General features: G+C 60.2%; 15 protein-coding genes. 6 read left to right on the top strand and 9 right to left on the bottom strand.

Annotated features, from left to right (window positions below):
* Positions 1-31: 31 nt before the first annotated feature.
* Genes PAF20_RS17295 through PAF20_RS17285 form a run of 3 tightly spaced genes read right to left on the bottom strand, consistent with a single transcriptional unit; the run spans position 32 to position 2,665 of the window.
* Positions 32-1,369: a TRAP transporter large permease gene (locus PAF20_RS17295; protein WP_271073383.1), complete on the bottom strand. Its 1,338-nt coding sequence runs from the start codon at positions 1,367-1,369 to the stop codon at positions 32-34.
* Entirely contained in the window at positions 1,366-1,878 is a 513-nt protein-coding gene (locus PAF20_RS17290) for a TRAP transporter small permease subunit (protein WP_271073382.1), read from the bottom strand. Before PAF20_RS17290 ends, PAF20_RS17295 begins: the two co-directional genes overlap by 4 nt.
* A 28-nt stretch (positions 1,879-1,906) precedes the next feature.
* Positions 1,907-2,665 carry a DeoR/GlpR family DNA-binding transcription regulator gene (locus PAF20_RS17285; RefSeq protein ID WP_271073381.1) on the bottom strand — a complete coding sequence of 253 codons (759 nt, stop codon included), beginning with the start codon at positions 2,663-2,665 and terminating at the stop codon, positions 1,907-1,909.
* Between the two features lie 173 nt (positions 2,666-2,838).
* Between PAF20_RS17285 and PAF20_RS17280 the strand changes: the two genes are divergently transcribed.
* The 3 genes from PAF20_RS17280 to PAF20_RS17270 are packed head-to-tail and all read left to right on the top strand — an operon-like array spanning position 2,839 to position 6,837.
* Complete coding sequence (locus PAF20_RS17280) at positions 2,839-4,209, top strand: NAD(P)/FAD-dependent oxidoreductase (RefSeq protein WP_271073380.1); 1,371 nt, start codon at positions 2,839-2,841, stop codon at positions 4,207-4,209.
* Positions 4,199-5,413 (top strand): FAD-dependent oxidoreductase, encoded by a 1,215-nt coding sequence (locus PAF20_RS17275; protein WP_271073379.1) that lies wholly within the window; start codon positions 4,199-4,201, stop codon positions 5,411-5,413. Before PAF20_RS17280 ends, PAF20_RS17275 begins: the two co-directional genes overlap by 11 nt.
* Positions 5,410-6,837: an FGGY family carbohydrate kinase gene (locus PAF20_RS17270; RefSeq protein WP_271073378.1), complete on the top strand. Its 1,428-nt coding sequence runs from the start codon at positions 5,410-5,412 to the stop codon at positions 6,835-6,837. The genes PAF20_RS17275 and PAF20_RS17270 overlap by 4 nt, the downstream gene beginning before the upstream one ends.
* A 10-nt stretch (positions 6,838-6,847) precedes the next feature.
* On the opposite strand, the gene PAF20_RS17265 is transcribed toward PAF20_RS17270, so the two are convergent.
* The 4 genes from PAF20_RS17265 to PAF20_RS17250 all read right to left on the bottom strand — a co-directional run bounded on the left by PAF20_RS17265 (position 6,848) and on the right by PAF20_RS17250 (position 10,067).
* Positions 6,848-8,008: a chloride channel protein gene (locus tag PAF20_RS17265; RefSeq protein WP_271073377.1), complete on the bottom strand. Its 1,161-nt coding sequence runs from the start codon at positions 8,006-8,008 to the stop codon at positions 6,848-6,850.
* Between the two features lie 2 nt (positions 8,009-8,010).
* Positions 8,011-8,364, bottom strand: coding sequence for a potassium channel family protein (locus PAF20_RS17260; RefSeq protein ID WP_271073376.1), 354 nt, complete (start codon positions 8,362-8,364; stop codon positions 8,011-8,013).
* Positions 8,365-8,381: 17 nt separating this feature from the next.
* The gene (locus PAF20_RS17255) at positions 8,382-8,894 is read right to left on the bottom strand and encodes a DUF308 domain-containing protein (protein WP_271073375.1); all 513 of its coding nucleotides are present in this window, start codon (positions 8,892-8,894) and stop codon (positions 8,382-8,384) included.
* Between the two features lie 87 nt (positions 8,895-8,981).
* Complete coding sequence (locus PAF20_RS17250; protein WP_271073374.1) at positions 8,982-10,067, bottom strand: AI-2E family transporter; 1,086 nt, start codon at positions 10,065-10,067, stop codon at positions 8,982-8,984.
* 233 nt (positions 10,068-10,300) lie between these two features.
* Between PAF20_RS17250 and PAF20_RS17245 the strand changes: the two genes are divergently transcribed.
* A complete protein-coding gene (locus PAF20_RS17245) occupies positions 10,301-11,953 on the top strand; it encodes an alpha/beta hydrolase (protein WP_271073373.1) in 1,653 nt (550 codons plus the stop codon).
* Positions 11,941-12,804, top strand: coding sequence for a dienelactone hydrolase family protein (locus PAF20_RS17240; protein WP_271073372.1), 864 nt, complete (start codon positions 11,941-11,943; stop codon positions 12,802-12,804). The genes PAF20_RS17245 and PAF20_RS17240 overlap by 13 nt, the downstream gene beginning before the upstream one ends.
* A 5-nt stretch (positions 12,805-12,809) precedes the next feature.
* Here PAF20_RS17240 and PAF20_RS17235 read toward each other — a convergent pair whose 3' ends face one another.
* Positions 12,810-14,009 carry an alpha-hydroxy acid oxidase gene (locus PAF20_RS17235; RefSeq protein WP_271073371.1) on the bottom strand — a complete coding sequence of 400 codons (1,200 nt, stop codon included), beginning with the start codon at positions 14,007-14,009 and terminating at the stop codon, positions 12,810-12,812.
* A gap of 157 nt (positions 14,010-14,166) precedes the next feature.
* On the opposite strand from PAF20_RS17235, the gene PAF20_RS17230 reads away from it, so the two are divergent.
* Positions 14,167-16,140 carry a bifunctional 2',3'-cyclic-nucleotide 2'-phosphodiesterase/3'-nucleotidase gene (locus PAF20_RS17230; protein ID WP_271073370.1) on the top strand — a complete coding sequence of 658 codons (1,974 nt, stop codon included), beginning with the start codon at positions 14,167-14,169 and terminating at the stop codon, positions 16,138-16,140.
* Here PAF20_RS17230 and PAF20_RS17225 read toward each other — a convergent pair.
* Positions 16,137-16,532: a hypothetical protein gene (locus PAF20_RS17225; protein WP_271073369.1), complete on the bottom strand. Its 396-nt coding sequence runs from the start codon at positions 16,530-16,532 to the stop codon at positions 16,137-16,139. The genes PAF20_RS17230 and PAF20_RS17225 overlap by 4 nt on opposite strands.
* Positions 16,533-16,555 lie beyond the last annotated feature (23 nt).

Genomic DNA, 16,555 nt, shown 5'->3' with positions numbered 1-16,555 from the left:
GTGGAACCCTCTTGGCGGGGTTTGGAATGGGTCAGCCTCGGACGTTCATCTGCTCGGGCAGCCAAAGGGCGATGCCGGGCCAGATCATCACAAGCGCAATGGTGATCGCCATCATCAGCGCGAAGGGCCAGATCGAGCGGTAGATATCCACCAGCGTAATCTCGGCCGGCGCGAGTGAGCGCATCAGGAACAGGTTATACCCGAAAGGCGGCGTTATATAGGCGATCTGGCAGGTGATCGTGTAAAGGACCCCAAACCAGATCAACTGGTTGTCGAAGCCCAGATCCAGCATCCCGACAAGCGGCACATAAAGCGGCGCGACGATCACCAGCATGGCGGTATCGTCAAGGAAGATCCCCATCAGGATGAAGGAAAGCTGCATCATGATGATGACCTGCCACGGGCCAAGATCCCAAGTGTTCAGGAACAGGTTCTCAATCGCGCGGACCGCGCCCAGCCCGTCAAACACCGCACCGAAGGCCAGTGCCGCAAGGATCAGCCACAGGAACATGCAGCTGACCGACAGCGTCTTCAGCGAGGTTTCCTTGATCAGCGCCCAGGTAAATCGCCCCTTCAGCATGGCGGCCAGCGTCGCCGCCGTTGCACCGACAGCAGAGCTTTCGACAAGCGACGTATAACCCATCACGAACAGCCCGGTCATCAGGAAGAAGATCGCGAATGGAATGATGCCTGCGCGGGCAAGGGCCAGTTTTTCGCGCAGCGGCATGTTCAGTTCTTCTTCGTCGACGACGGGGGCAAGAGATGGGTTCATCCGCGCCCGCACGAAGATATAGATGGTGAACATCGCCGCCATGATCAGACCCGGCACCAGCCCGGCAAACCACAGTTTCGACACCGGCTGACGGGCGATCATGCCGAACAGAACCATGACGACCGATGGCGGGATCAGGATGCCAAGCGACGACCCGCCCTGCACCACGCCGGAGATCAGCACCTTGTCATAACCGCGGCGCAGCATTTCCGGCAGGGCAATCGTGGCACCAATCGCCATGCCCGCGACTGACAGCCCGTTCATGGCCGAGATAATCACCATCAGGAAGATCGTACCGATGGCCAGCCCGCCGCGCACGCGCCCGAACCAGACATGCAGCATCCGGTACAGGTCTTCCGCGATCCCCGATTCCGACAGCACATAGCCCATGTAAATGAACATCGGCAGGGTCAGCATCGCATACCAGTTGAACAGCTTGAACACCTGGTTGAACGGCAATTCTATCGCACCCTGCCCGTAAAGCAGCAGTGCAGCACCCGAGGCGACAAAGCCGATGGCCGCAAAGACCCTTTGCCCGCTGACCAGCAGCAGCACCATAGAGGCGAACATCAGAAGGGCGATGGTCTCGTAACTCATTCAATCGGCCTCCCGCGCAGCGTCGCGATATGTTTGAACACCAGCGAGAACGCCTGCAGCAGCATCAGCACCAGACAGACCACCATCAGCGCCTTGATCGGAATGACCGAGGGGTTCCACATCGAAAACCGCCGCTCATCCGTTTCAATCGCGTATTTCAGACTGCTGATAGAGCCCATCAGCATGACGCAAAGATAGAAGATCAGGCACCAGATCGTCACCAGATCCAGTCGCGCCTTGCCACGTTCGGACAGGCTGGCATAAAGCAGATCCATCCGCACATGATCGTTGTTTTTCAGCGTGAACGGCCCGCCAAGGAAATAGTAAGCTGCCAGTGTGAATTGAGTCAGTTCTATCGCCCAATGGACCGGCATGTTGATGACATTGCGCGTTACTGCATCCAGTAAAAGCGTCGCGATCATCAGGAAGATCAGAGATGCGGCCAACCAGCCGGCCCAATCACTGATCCTGTCCACCGCGCGGACATATCCGCGGATCACATTCGGCATTGGCACCCCATCCCTGTTTGCTTCACTATTAACATAACAGCCTGACCGAACATTCGCCGAGTTGGGCGCGCATATGCGCGGGTATGGATTCATCGGTAATCAAAAGGCCAATCCTCGCGGTCGGGCAAACGGTGAAGGCGGCCCGACGCTCCAGCTTGCTGCTGTCAGCCAACACGATCAGGTTTTGTGCATTGGCGATCATCGCGCGCGCGATCTGGGCCTCATCATGGCTGGCATCCATTGCGCCGATCTCTGCCGAAAAGGCGGCAGCGGTCAGGATGCAGTGATCGACCTGATATTCCGCGATCTGGTTCAGCACGGACGGTCCGACGGTCTGCGCATTGCCCGCAACGTATCTGCCCCCCAACAAATGAACCGACGCATCAGAATCCGCCATCGCCAGTGCGTCGGCAAGCCGGCAGGAGTTCGTAATAATCGTCAGGCCACTGATTTCGGCGAGGGCCGGGGCTGCCGCCAAAGTGGTGGAGCCGGTATCAATAAAAAGCGTCGCGCCGGCTTCTATCTCCTTGGCGAGCAATCGGCCGATTTTCGTCTTTTGCTCACTAGCCTGCGCGGTGCGCACTTCCATGCTCGGTTCAGTCAAAAGCCGCGCCGTTCGCGCCCCGCCATGAACTTTCAGAATGCGGCCCGTTTCGGCCAGTCGTGCCAGATCACGGCGGATCGTTTCGGTCGAAACGGCGAAATGCACGGCCAGATCCTCGACACTGGCCGAACCCTCATTTCTGATCAAGATTTCAATCTGCAAACGTCGTTCGCGCGGCTTCATCTGTTGTCTGCCCCTCTGACCAGAGCCAAGCCGCCGATTACGACCGTGTCAACGAATTTTTCACAGTCAATTGATTATTTTTGCCCGTTTCCACGAATTAGCAAATTTCGTTTGCCCGTTTGGTCAAAATCTGTATAGTTCCGCAGCAGCATGTGACAAGCGGAGTGTACGTCGTGGCTGGTTACGATGTGGCCATCGTGGGTGCCGGTATTGTCGGCTGCGCACTTGCCCGTCGCTTCGCCATAGACGGTGCGCGGGTCGTGCTGCTGGAAAAGGCGCATGACGTTCTGGATGGGGCGTCCAAGGGCAACAGCGCGATTCTGCACACTGGCTTCGACGCCCCTGCCAATTCGCTGGAACTTGACTGTATCAAAGCAGGCTATGCCGAATATGTGGAAATCCACCGACGGATGAACCTGCCGCTGGATCGTTGCGGCGCGCTTGTGCTGGCGTGGAACGATGAACAGGTTGCGGCCCTGCCGGGGCTGATGGCGCAGGCGCGCGAGAATGGCGTTGAAGACATCCAGCCAATGGATCGCGCGTCGCTGCTGCGGGCAGAGCCGCAGCTGGCCCACCGTGTCAGGGCCGGTTTCCGCGTCCCGCGAGAAGCCCTGATTGATCCGTGGTCCGCCGCACATGCCTATTTGTATCAGGCGGTGCAGCACGGTGCGGAATTGCGCTGCCGCGCTGCGCTGACCGCTGCCGACAGGTTGGGTGAACGCTGGCGGCTGGACACGACAGCGGGCGCGGTAGAGGCCGGTCTGGTCATCAACGCGGCGGGTCTTTGGGGGGATCATGTCGAACGTATCCTGACCGGCGAAAGCTGGTTTCAGATCCGCCCGCGCAAGGGGCAGTTCGTGGTTTACGACAAACCCGCGGCAGCGCTCGCCCGTCACATTCTGCTGCCGGTCCCGTCAAAGATCACCAAGGGCGTTGTCGTTTGCCGCACGGTCTTCGGTAACCTGATTGTCGGACCCACAGCGGAAGAGCAGGATAGCCGCGAGGTGGCGTCGCTGGACAGCCAGACCATGCGAGATTTGCAAAAGACGGGTGAAACCATTCTGCCTGCGCTTGCAGGTCATGAGGTGACGGCGGCCTATGCCGGATTGCGTCCCGCGACCGAGGAGAAGGGGTACCGGATACGGGCCGATCTGTCGCGGGGTCTGGTGACAGTGGGCGGCATCCGCTCGACCGGCTTGTCGGCAGCACTCGGCATCGCAAGGCATGTCGCGGATCTGGTGGGTCTGCGGGCGGGGGAAGCACAGCATTGGCCGCATATGCCAATGCTGGCGCAAGAGGCGCAACGGGATTTCCTGCAGCCCGGAAATGGCGGTATCGCCTGCCATTGCGAGCTTGTCACAAGAAGGGAGATTGAGGCGGCAATGTCAGCGCCCGCCCCGGCAAACTCTCTGGCCGGACTGAAACGCAGGACGCGCGTGACGATGGGGCGCTGTCAGGGCTTTGGCTGCACGGCCGAATTGTCCCGTATGACCGAGGGGCGCTTTACGCAGCCAATGACCCGCGGCGATCCCGATGCAGACTGACATTGCCATCATCGGCGCCGGCCCGGCAGGGCTGGGCGCAGCGGCAGAGCTTGGACGGATCGGGGCCGGACATGTCACCGTGATAGAGCGAGAGCAGGTTCCGGGCGGCGTTCCCCGACATTGCGGACATTCGCCATTCGGCATGCGGGAATTCCATCGCATAATGGGCGGAAAGACATATGCCGCGCGGCTGACAGCGGCGGCGGAGGCGGGCGGTGCCACGATCATGTGCAACACCACGGTAACGGCACTGGCTGACGGTCCGGAATTGCAGCTGACCGGACCAGAGGGCACCTTCACACTCAGCGCGCGCGCGGTGCTGATTGCGACCGGAACGCGGGAAGCCAGCCGTGTTCAGCGCATGATCGGGGGCCAGAAGCCAGGTGGTGTCATCCCGACGGGCGCGCTTCAGGGGCTGGTGCATCTGAACAAGCAGGTGCCGTTTCGTCGCCCGGTCATTCTCGGCACCGAGCTCGTCAGCTTTTCGGCGCTGCTGACGTGCAGGCAGGCAGGTATCAAGCCCGTTGCGATGATAGAGCAGGGGCCGCATGTGATTGCCCGCAGTCCGGCTGCTTTGTTGCCACGCGTTTTGGGCGTGCCCATCCACCTGAATACGAATATCGCGGCAATTCACGGTCGTGAGCGTGTGACCGGTGTGACATTGACCGGAGCGCAGGGAGGCCGTGAACTGGAATGCGATGGTGTTTTGCTGACCGGCGCGTTCCGCTCGGAAGCGGCGTTGCTGGCCGCATCGGGCGGTGTGATCGACACGGCCTCGACCGGACCGGTTGTGGACAGTTTTGGGCGGATTTCCATGCCGGGCTATTTCGCTGCGGGGAATCTTCTGCGTCCTGTGGAAACGGCTGGTGCCTCATGGGCAGAGGGTAAGCGGGCGGCGCATGCGATCCACGCTTTCCTGCGCGACGAATTGCCAGACCGTTCCCTTAACCAGACCCTGACAATAGCCAGCGACACCATTCGCTATGCCTTGCCGCAGCATATCGCGCCCAGCGGACCCGGGCGGCATCAGCAAATCCTGCTTCGTGTTACCCGTCCAGTCAAAGGTGAGTTGCGCCTTAGCCAGAACGGACAGATCATATCAAGGCGGCGCGTCAACGCCATGCCAGAGCGGCGCATCACACTTGACCTTCCCGAACAGCCCGGCACGGGCGCCTTTGTTCTGTCGCTAGAGGAGGCTGCATGAATATCCTCGCCATCGACCAAGGCACCACCTCGACCCGTGCCTTGCTGCATGACGGTGAGGTTCTGCGTCCGGTTTGTCAAAAGGCGCATCGTCAGATCATGCCCGCCAAGGGTCATGTCGAACATGATCCCGATGAACTGCTGGCAAATCTTGACGAGGCACTGAAGACCGATGCCGATCTGGTCGGGCTGGCCAATCAGGGTGAAAGCTGTCTGGCATGGGACGCAAGGGACGGCAGGCCCGTCAGCCCTGTCATCGTCTGGCAGGATGACAGGACGGCAGCTGAAACAGCCCATCTGCAGGCCGACGGGCTTGGGCCAGAGGTAATGTCGCGCGCGGGACTGCCGCTTGATCCATATTTCTCGGCCTCCAAGCTGGGCTGGATCTTGCGCAACTGCTCTGAGGCTGCCGAACTGGCCCGGCAGGGGCGGCTGCGCATGGGTACGACCGATGCGTTTTTCCGCGACCGCCTGACCGGGAGGTTTCAGACAGATATCGCGACCGCATCGCGCACATCGCTGATGAATATCGAGACGGGACAATGGGACGAAGAATTGTGCCGCATGTTCGGTGTGAACCGCGCCTGTTTGCCGGAGATCACCGATACAGCCGGCGATCTGGGCGTTCTGCCGAATGGCGCGCGCCTTGTTGTCAGTATCGTCGATCAGCAGGCGGCACTTTACGGGCATGATTGTCGCGTGCCGGGCGCGGCAAAGATCACCTTCGGCACCGGCGCATTTGTGCAATGCGTAACAGACAGGCTGGTGAAGCCCGCACAGCCGGGACCGCTGCCCACCATAGCGTGGCGATTGCCGGGACAGGGGGTTCGTTATGCCTTGGATGGTGCCGTTTATACCGCAGCTGCGGCAATAGACTGGGCAAGGTCGCTTAACCTCTTCCGCGATTACGACGAAATCGGCAGCTTCGCAAAACCCGCAGCCATTGACCGGCAGCTTGTGTTTCTGCCCGCGCTCGCCGGACTGGCCTGTCCGCATTGGGATCGGAAGGCGCGTGGGTCATGGTTCGGGATGTCGCTGGAACATGGCGCGCACGACCTTATGCAGGCGCTTCTGGAAGGGGTGGCGATGCGCACGGCAGAGGTCGTGCAGGCAATAGCGGCAGAGCAGGCCATCACATCGCTTTCGGTCGATGGCGGGATGGCGCAGAATGACTATTTGCTGAGTTTCCTGGCTGGTCTGTTGCCGCAGCCCGTTTCCCGCGCCCGTGAAACCGAAAGCACGGCACTTGGGCTGGTCCATATGGCGCTTGATGCAGAAGGAACAGACCGGCCGGCGCCGATTTCACACCAACCTGTTCGGCCGGTTGAGGCAGACAGACGACTTGCAGATGGTCGGATGGCAAAATTTGCCCTTATCCGAGAGCGGCTGTCATCCCTGTCGCATGAGCTGGCGGCGCTGAAATAGCCGCCCACGCTCAGTGCATCTCTGCTTTCGGAACAAGCCGAGAAGCTGCCCATCCAATGCCCGCACCGACACAAAGCGGCCCGACCGCCGCGCCGCCGAGGATCAGGAAGGCAATCAGAACAGCGGCGAGGGGTTTGCCCATCCCGGCGCTCAGCGCGGCGACCATGCCCGCGACAAGCGCAGGCGTCGGCGGCAGATCGGGCATGACCCAAAGAACCGCGCCGCCGGCAGCCGCGCCGATAAACAACAGCGGAAATGCCGCGCCACCCCGCCAGCCCGCAGCCAGACACAGCGCCAGTGCAAGGGCCTTGAGCAGTGACAAACCAAGCAACGCGGCCATGCCGGATTGGCTGCCCCATTCAAGCATCGCCTCCAGCTCATGATGACCGGAAAAGCGCAGGATCGGCCACGTGCTTGCAAGCGCCGCAAAGATCAGCGTGCCGACCATTGTCTGCACCACCGTATTGCCCAGCCCGTTCAGAAAAGCCTTCAGCGCCGGAAGCAATATGACGAAAGCCAGACCCGCCGCCGCGCCAAGCAGCGCGGGCACGACGGAAAACAGGATATCGCTGCCATTCTGGATCGGGGCATATTCGGGCAGCGAAATGCGCAGCGAAGCCTCTGGCAGCAAGTGATTTGTCGTAAACAGGAAGCCGAACAGTCCCGTCAGCGCGGCAAGATATAATTGCCAGCGAGGTGCCTCGGGGTGTTCCTGCGCAATCGCCGCACCGGCAGGCGGGGATCCATACAGGCCACCCAACGCGCCCGCGACGCCAGATTCCGCCAGCATCCGCGCCTCGGCATTGCTGTGCGCAAGACGATAGCCGATCAGGATCGACAGGGTTTCAACCACCGCAAGAATCCCCGCCTCTGGCCCGATAGCACCGCCAAAACCAACCGCGACAATCGCCATGGCGGCCATGATCAGTGTCGCTTTTCGGGCTTTTGCCTTTGGGTCGCGCATCTCGGTGATCTGCGCTGCCAGATCCTCGCCATCATGAATATGGCGCAGGGCGGCAATCAGTGCACCGCCTGCCGTAATCATCAGAAAAATATACCACCCTGCGTCGGGCCCGGACCACACAAGGCCAGAGACGAGACCCATCAGCCACAGCACAATCGCGGCAATGATGCCAGCGACAAGCCCGTATATCGCTGCGAGGAACGCCATTCTCATTCTTTGTCCGTTCGGTGATCTGCGCGCCTGACGATGCTGTCACCAATCGCTGTTGCTGTGGTCACGAACAGGCCCAACCCGCACAGGACATAGCCACTGGTGAACAGCTTGCCGATCGCAGTTTGGGGGGCGAAGTCGCCATAGCCGACGGTAGAGATCGTGATGACCGAAAAGTAGATTGCATCAATCCAGCCCCAACCCTCGACCCAGTGGTAAAAGACCGACGCACCTGCGATCAGCAGGCCGGTCAGCGCAATCAGGAAACGGACCTGCCTGCTGGCAAAGGCGGCGCGGATGCCGCTGAATATATCACCGATCCCGCCAGCAATATGACGCAGCAACCTCAGCAATGGTGTCTCCTGCCGTTTCAGGTGATGGCGGGATGGGTCCGCCGGAACATGCCCATCAGGACAAGGCCCAGCCCCGTGGCCAGAAGCTCGATGCCCAGCAGCACACCGAAATTGGGGTTCAGCCCGATCATCAGGACAAGGCCAAGAAACAGTGAGACGCCGCCCGCGCCGACGACCAGCGGCATATTCTGCTCACCCTTCATCGCTTGCGCCGCATATATTTTGGCAGCACCAGAGGCCAGCAGCAGCAAAACGATCACGATGCGCAGCAGTCTGCTTTGCGCGGGGTCGCCGAAAAACAGAAACAGCGCCAGCAAAAGTGCAACCGCCGCAATCGCGCCAGAGCGGATGCGCGCGCCCGTGGTCAGGGATTTCCACGCCGCCCAGCCTTGCAAGGCAGCGACGATGATCAGCGCCCACCCCACCAGCGTCACTGTCGTTACCGCCGCGCCTGTCGGGTTGATAAGTGCGAAAAGCCCGCCGATCAGGGCAGCAAGGCCGGCGGCCAGCATAGGCATCCAAGACTTCATCTGAAAACTCCCTTATACATATGGCCTGTTCCGAGGCTGTCAGAAATCCGGCCATCCAACAAGCTGACTTCGGTGACGGGCGGCTTCTCAGAGGTCGCGCGCCTGCTTAACCTCGAACGGCTCGACATTTTCGGCCAGAAGCACGGCAAATGGCCGCGTCGATTCAAAATTGGCCATGATGATCGCGATGATCGAGGTCAGCGGAATGGCCAGAATTGCCCCCGCGACGCCCCATACCGACGACCACAGCGCCAGTGCGACCATGACCACGAAGGGCGACATATTCACCTTGCGGCCGACCATGCGAGGCTCCAGCACATTGCCGACCCAGATCTGCGCCGCCGTCAGCAGCGCCGCGATAACCAGTGTTTTCTGGACAGATCCGAATTGCGCCATGCTGAGCACGACCGGAAAGATCACACCCAGCATAGAGCCGACATAGGGGATATAGTTCAAAAGCGCGATCAGCACCGCCCAGAACAGTGCGAAATCGACACCAAGAATGGTCATCGCAACGAATGAGATCACGCCGAGAATTGCGTTCACCAGCGTTTTGACAGCGATATATTCGCTGATCGCGTCGTTGATATCGGCGATGATATTGCTGGCCCTGCGTGCACGTTCCCCTGGCAAAGCGACGGCGATTTTATGCGCGAACCCGCCGCGCTCGCTCATCAGGAAGGTGGCGTAGACCAGCACCATGAACATCAGCCCCGCCGCAGAGCTGATAGAGGACAGCACCGCAGTCGCAATTTCGCGGATCGGCAGAGATTGGCGCATCCTCTCGATCATCTGATCCAGATCGGGCCGGTCCGAAAGGCCAAGCATACGGGTCATATCCGAATAGAGCATGTCGATGTTCTGCTGGTATTCCGGCAGTTTCGCACTGACCTGAGAAGCGGTCGACATCATCACCCCGCCCAGCCAGAAGGCGACGACCAGAAAACCGACCAGCACCAACATGCGCCGCGCCCATTCCGGCGCGCGCCCGACAAGCGGGACGCGCCGCAGCGCATCGCTGGCCTCGACCAGTACATAGACAGAGATGACGGCGATGATGATCGGCAGAAGGAAGGATTTGCCGACGATCATGAAGCGCCCGGCCAGCGTAATCAGCAGCAGGGAAAGAACGACACCGAACAGGCCCCGCAACGGGTCGGATCTCTGAAACATGCGCCACCCCGCTTCTTGCGGCGCGAGAGGGTCCTGATGCGCCGTTTGCGTTTTGGTGAAGGATTGCACGGCAACTGGCAGAGGTCCATGCCCCGCCGGATAAGTCACTGGCAGGTCAGCACGACAGCGAAATCCGGTGCAAACGGGCTCGGTGCACTACCCCTTGCGCGTTTTTAAAGGCAAGGTGGTGACGCATCAGATTTCTATCACTGCAAATTTTACAGGGCATCGGAATGAACTGGAAGAAGCCGTTTGGTATCTCACTCTTACCGTTCTTTGTGGGGCTGTTGTTCTTCTCTGCCTCATTGACACCATCGCTGATTCCGCGCGGCTGGCTGCTGCAGGGGGTACTGGGTGGCACGGTCGCGGCGCTTGGCTATATGGCCGGGCGGCTGGTGCTGACCTTATGGCGGCAGATGGCCCTGCCAAGGCTGCGCGGAACGGCTTTTGTCATTGGTCATCTCGCGGTCGGTCTGCCCGTGCTGGCGATCCTCATCTATTCACTTATGAATGAGGTGCCGTGGCAGAACTCTATCCGGACGCGCATGGGGATGGAGCCTCTTGAATCTGTCAATATGTTCCAGATGCTGGCGCTTGCGGCGCTGATATTTGTGCTGCTTTACATGATCGGTGCATTGGTCCGCCTGCTGTTCGACCGCACACGGCATTGGCTGTACCGCTTCATGCCAGAGCGGACGGCGAATATCGCCGGGCTTCTGATCGTTGGGTTCATCCTGCTGGTTGCGACCCGTGACGGTATCGTTGATCGCATGATCGGCTTCTTCGACAAAAGCTATACGCTCGCGCAGGATCTTTTCGAAAACGCACCGCCGCCGCCGACGGACCCCGATATTCCGGGCAGCACGGCGTCTCTGATCAACTGGGGGGCGATGGGCCAGCCCGGCCGAAATTTTGTCACCACCGGACCGGGGACAGAGGCGATTGCCGCATTCAGTGGCGACACCGCGATGAAGCCCTTGCGCGTCTATGTCGGTTTGGCCGATGCCAAGACACCGCAGGAGCGGGCTGATCTGGCGCTTGCCGAGTTGCGCCGTATCGGCGGGTTTGAACGCGAGGTCCTGATCGTCGCGATGCCGACCGGCACCGGATGGCTGGATCCTGCCAGTTTCGACGTGCTGGAATATATGCATGGCGGCAATATCGCCTCTGTTGCGGTGCAGTATTCCTATCTTCAATCGCCTCTGGCGCTGATTCTCGAAACCGATGCCGGGCTGGCACAAGCGCGCGCATTGGTCAGCACCATCCACAGCTACTGGCGCAGCCTGCCTGAAGATCACCGGCCCGAGCTGTATATGCACGGCCTCAGCCTTGGGGCCTGGGCCTCGATGTATGGCACTGATCTGGAGGCATTGCTGGACGATCCCATCGACGGCGCGCTTTGGGTCGGCCCGCCGTTCCCGTCGGCCCGCTGGAACGAGGCGATGGCCGCACGCAATCCCGATACGCCCTATATCGCACCCGATGTCGGAGAGGGGCGTCTGTTCCGTTTCACCAGTCACACGAAACCGGCAGGCGGACCCGATGGCTGGGGCAGCATGCGGCTGATGTTCCTGCAATATTCAAGCGATCCCATCGTCTTCTACCAGCCCAGTTCGTTGTGGCGCCCGCCCGTATGGATGACGGAACCCCCGGCAGAGGATGTGTCACCCTATCTCAGCTTTATGCCGGTGGTGACGCAGTTCCAGCTTGCGCTTGATATGGCCATCGCGCTCAGCGCGCCGTCAGGGCATGGACATTCCTATTATGCACGTGACTATATCGGTGCCTGGCTGGCTGTGACCGCGCCGGATGGTTGGACGCAGGCCGATACGGACAGGCTGATGGCAAGATGCGACAACGAGAAACAGCAGGGATGCGACAACTGAACAAACGACGGCTCTGGCTTTTCGTGTTGGCCGGTTTTCTTGGCGTATTATTGCTTGCCGCCGCGCTGAATTCGCTGCGGAACTGGGCCGGGATTGCGATTGACGAAGATACCCCGGAACAGCGTCTGGCCCTGCTGTCACCGGACTGGCGCATGGTTCCGGATGATGCGGCGATTGCCGAAGCGGGATCGGTTCTGTTGTCTGGGTGCGACGGTGTGCACGACAACATGGATTATTGGGGACAGGTGCTGGCCGGGCGCGGTTATCCTGGTCTGATCGTCGACAGCCATAAGCCGCGCGATTTCGATAAGCTGGAAAGCTGGCGACTGCTGTGCATGGGACAGGTGCTGCCCGGTGCTGAAAGGGCAGGGGACATTGCAACTGCGATGGCCGAAAGCGAGCGAGAGGATGTGATCCTTCTGGGGGCCTCTCACGGTGGGTGGTCGGTGCTGGAGTTTCTGCGGCAAAGCAGTGCGGGAGAGTTGCCGCCGGGATTGTCGGCATGGCCCGCCCCGGCACGATCGCTGCATGACAGGATCGCTGCGGCGATTGTGATCTACCCCTATTGCGGCGTTCTGAATGGCGCGGCAGAGGGTGACTGGTCCGAAATGCCGCCCATTCTGATGATCCTTGCTGGCGAGGATGAGCTGAAGGTCACCCCCGCCTGTCAGCGAATGGCCGAAGACCTGCGCGAACGCGGTGCCGATCTGGAACTGGTCCTCTACGAAGATGCCGGTCACGGCTTTGAGCAGGAAGAGCGTGCGCCCTTCTCGCTGCTGGAATTTCGGCCCGAACTGCGCGAGCAGGCGACGGAAGAGGTGAACGGATTTCTGGATGCCCACGGGTTATAGATCGTTCAGTCCAGCTGCACCGACTGTTCCCCACGCAACGCGAAGGGTGAGGTGACACCCAGAAGCGCCATATCCCGGTCGATCTCTTCGCGCAGCAGCTTTGCGGCATGGGCGACGCCCGGAATGCCATGTGTCGCCGCAGCATAAAGGAACGGGCGACCGACAAGGGTGAAATCGGCGCCCAGCATGATCGCTTTCAGCACATCGGTTCCGCGCCGGATACCGCCATCAACGATCACGACCATTTCGGGCACCGCTTCGCGTATCTGCGGCAGCACCCGCAGCGGGGAAACCGTGCCGTCAAGCTGCCGTCCACCGTGGTTAGAGACGATGATTGCATCGCATCCGGCGTCACTTGCCGCCACGGCATCGCCCGGATGCATCACACCCTTAACGATCAGCTTGCCCGACCAGAGATCGCGAATGCGGCGGATATGATCCCATGACAGCTTGTCACGCGCGATGGTCGAGCGCACGAGGTCGCGGGAAAACAGCGGTGGGCCTTGCACGGCTTCCATATTCTCGAAATGGGGCATACCGCGTTTCACAATCTCTTTGCCCAAAGTGCCGATGCTCCAGCGGGGATGGGTAAAGCCCTGCCATGCAAGCCGCGCCGACATCCGGAATGGGGCATCGAACCCGTTGCGGGCGTTGTTTTCACGGTTGCTGGCCACGGGCACATCGCCGGTCACAACAAGCCTGTCGAACCCGGCATGTTTCAGACGTTCCAGCAATGGCCGGATGCGGTTATCATCGCCGGGGATATAGGCCTGAAACCAACGGCTGCCACCTTCCTTTGCCACGCGTTCCAGCGGCGTCAGCGAGGCTGCGGAACAGATCGCAAATATCCCAGCCTCCGCCGCGCCTTTCGCCAATGCCACATCGCCGTCAAAGGCCGCGACAGCACTGAAGCCCATTGGTGCGATGGCAAAGGGTGACGCGATATCTTCATCGAAAAGGCGCGTTGTCTGATCGCGCTCGGATACATCCTGAAGGATGCGTGGGCGAAAACCCATGCTGTTAAAAGCGTTGCGATTGGCATTCAGGCTGGCATTGTTTTCAACGCCGCCGCTGACATATCCGAATATCGCCCTTGGCAGCAAACGCCGCGCCGCCGGTTCGAAATCGTCAAGCGCAAGAAACCGCTGCAAGCGGCGCGGCACCGTGACCGGCTTGCGGCGTGAAATTGAAACCGGATCGCTCATTCGCCTGCCTCATTCACCTGATTGACGCAAAGATGAGGCAGCATTGCGGATAGCCGCGCCTATGACAATGACCTGGCCGAAGGCAACCAATACCGCGCTTGATATCGGCCGGCATGGTGCTAGCCTGCCGCCAAATCCAAACATCAGGAGATGTCAGATGAACAATCCCTTTGCGATGACGAGAAGAGGGTTTCTGTCCGCAAGCGTTGCCGGTGTCGGCGCGGTCATGCTTCATCCGTTTTCGGCGCGCGCTCAGGCCGGGCAGGCGCATTTGCGCATCATGGAAACGACGGACCTGCATGTTCACATCTGGCCCTATGATTACTACGCCGATAAGCCGGTCGATACCGTCGGCGTGGCCCGCACGGCTTCCCTGGTAAACGCGGTCCGGTCAGAGGCCACCAACTCTGTCCTTCTGGACAATGGCGACTTCCTGCAGGGCAACCCGCTTGGCGATTACATCGCTTATGAACGCGGGATGGATCAGGGGCAGATGCATCCGATCATAACCGCAATGAACGAAGTTGGGGTGGATGCCGGGACGCTGGGCAACCATGAATTCAACTATGGGCTGACATTCCTTAAAAACGCTCTGGCCGGTGCGAATTACCCGGTCGTCTGCTGCAACGTGGTGACGGCAGAGGGCGAGACACCGGATACCGATGAAACGCTGGTGCCCCCCTACACGATTCTCGAACGCGAACTGACCGATGGCGCAGGGGAAACACACCCGATCCGCATCGGCCTGATCGGCTTCGTACCTCCGCAGATCATGCAATGGGACCGCAAGCATCTGGAGGGCAATGTGACCACGCGTGGCATCGTTCCGGCGGCAGAGGCATGGGTGCCGAAGCTGCGCGGTGAAGGCGTCGATCTGGTTATCGCGCTGTCCCATTCCGGCATTGATCCGCTGCCCCTGGCCGAGGATGCAGAAAACGCGTCGCTTGCCTTGGCGGGTGTTGACGGTATCGACGTTGTCCTGACCGGCCACCAGCATCTGGTTTTCCCCGGCCCCGATTACGAAGCGCTAGAAGGCGCTGACATTACCGCAGGGACTCTGAACGGCAAGCCTGCCGTCATGGCCGGGTTCTGGGGCAGCCATATGGGCCTGGTCGACCTGTTGCTGGAACGTGATGGGGACGGCTGGAGCATCGCCAGCCACACGGTAGAGGCACGCCCGATCTATGAACGTGACGCGGATCGCAATGTGGTACCGCTGGTCGAAAGCGTCGCGGCGGTGGAGGAAAGCGTTGCTGCCGAACATCAGGCCACGCTTGATTATGTGCGGCAGTCGGTGGGCCAGACCTCGGCACCGCTTTACAGCTATTTCGCGCTCGTTGCCGATGATCCAAGTGTTCAGATCGTCACCAATGCGCAAAGCTGGTATATCGAACAGATGATGGCCGGGACCGAGCATGAGGGCCTGCCGATCCTGTCTGCCGGTGCGCCGTTCAAGGCAGGTGGCCGTGGCGGGCCGGAATATTATACCGACGTGCCTGCGGGCGATATTGCCATCAAGAACGTGGCGGACCTCTATCTTTACCCCAACACGATCCGCGCGGTGAAAATCACCGGACAGCAGGTCAAGGACTGGCTGGAACGCAGCGCCGGAATGTTCAATCAGATCACACCCGGTCAGGCTGATCAGCTTCTGCTGAACCCTGAATTCCCCAGCTATAATTTTGATGTGATCGACGGGGTCGAATATCAGATCGACCTGTCTCAGCCCTCGAAATACGACAATGACGGGGCAGTGGTGAACGAAGGCGCGAACCGCATCGTCAACCTGACCTTTGACGGGCAGCCCATTGACCCTGCTGCTGAATTCATCGTCGCCACCAACAACTATCGCGCGGGCGGTGGCGGCAGCTTCCCCGGCAATGACGGCTCTACCATCGTGTTCGAAGGCCCGGACACCAATCGCGACATCATCGTGCGCTACATCGTTGAGCAGGGCACGATAGACCCGGAGGCAGACAGCAACTGGTCTTTTGCCCCGCTGGAAGGGACAAGCGTACTGTTCGACACCGGCCCGAAAGCTGCGGACTATCTGGCAGAGGTGAAGGGACTGACCATCGAACCGGCGGGCGAAGGCGAAGAAGGCTTCGCGCGGTTCCGCATCACGCTTTAATCTGGCTGATCGCGAACATCGTAGGCGAGGCAGGGATCCAGGATCACCTGCCCGTCACCCGCACCGGCGAAACCGCCGGCCAACAGGACTTTTTGATCTTTCACGATCTCATGCGGTTCATAGGTCACACAAATGACCTGAACGTCCTTTTCGGGGCACATGAAAAGATAGGCCAAAACGCCATCATATTCGCTGGCTAGCAGCTCTCCTTCTATGGCCATACTGATCCGCCCGTCGTAATCGGGAACATCATCCAACCAGCCGCGAAGCGAGCCGCATGTAGCCGGAGTTTCGGGGAAAGCCTCTCCGATAACGAAAGGGCCGTCGGGGTCGACAACGGGCGCCGCAGCGGCCGCAATTGTCGATGCAAGAAGCACGACGATGAAACGCATTGGCTCTCTCCGTTTGCAAAATT

The organism is Paracoccus albus, assembly GCF_027913035.1.
GTDB lineage: Bacteria > Pseudomonadota > Alphaproteobacteria > Rhodobacterales > Rhodobacteraceae > Paracoccus > Paracoccus albus.
Note: the sequence above shows the minus strand (reverse complement) of the source record. Positions and strands in the feature narration are given on the sequence as shown.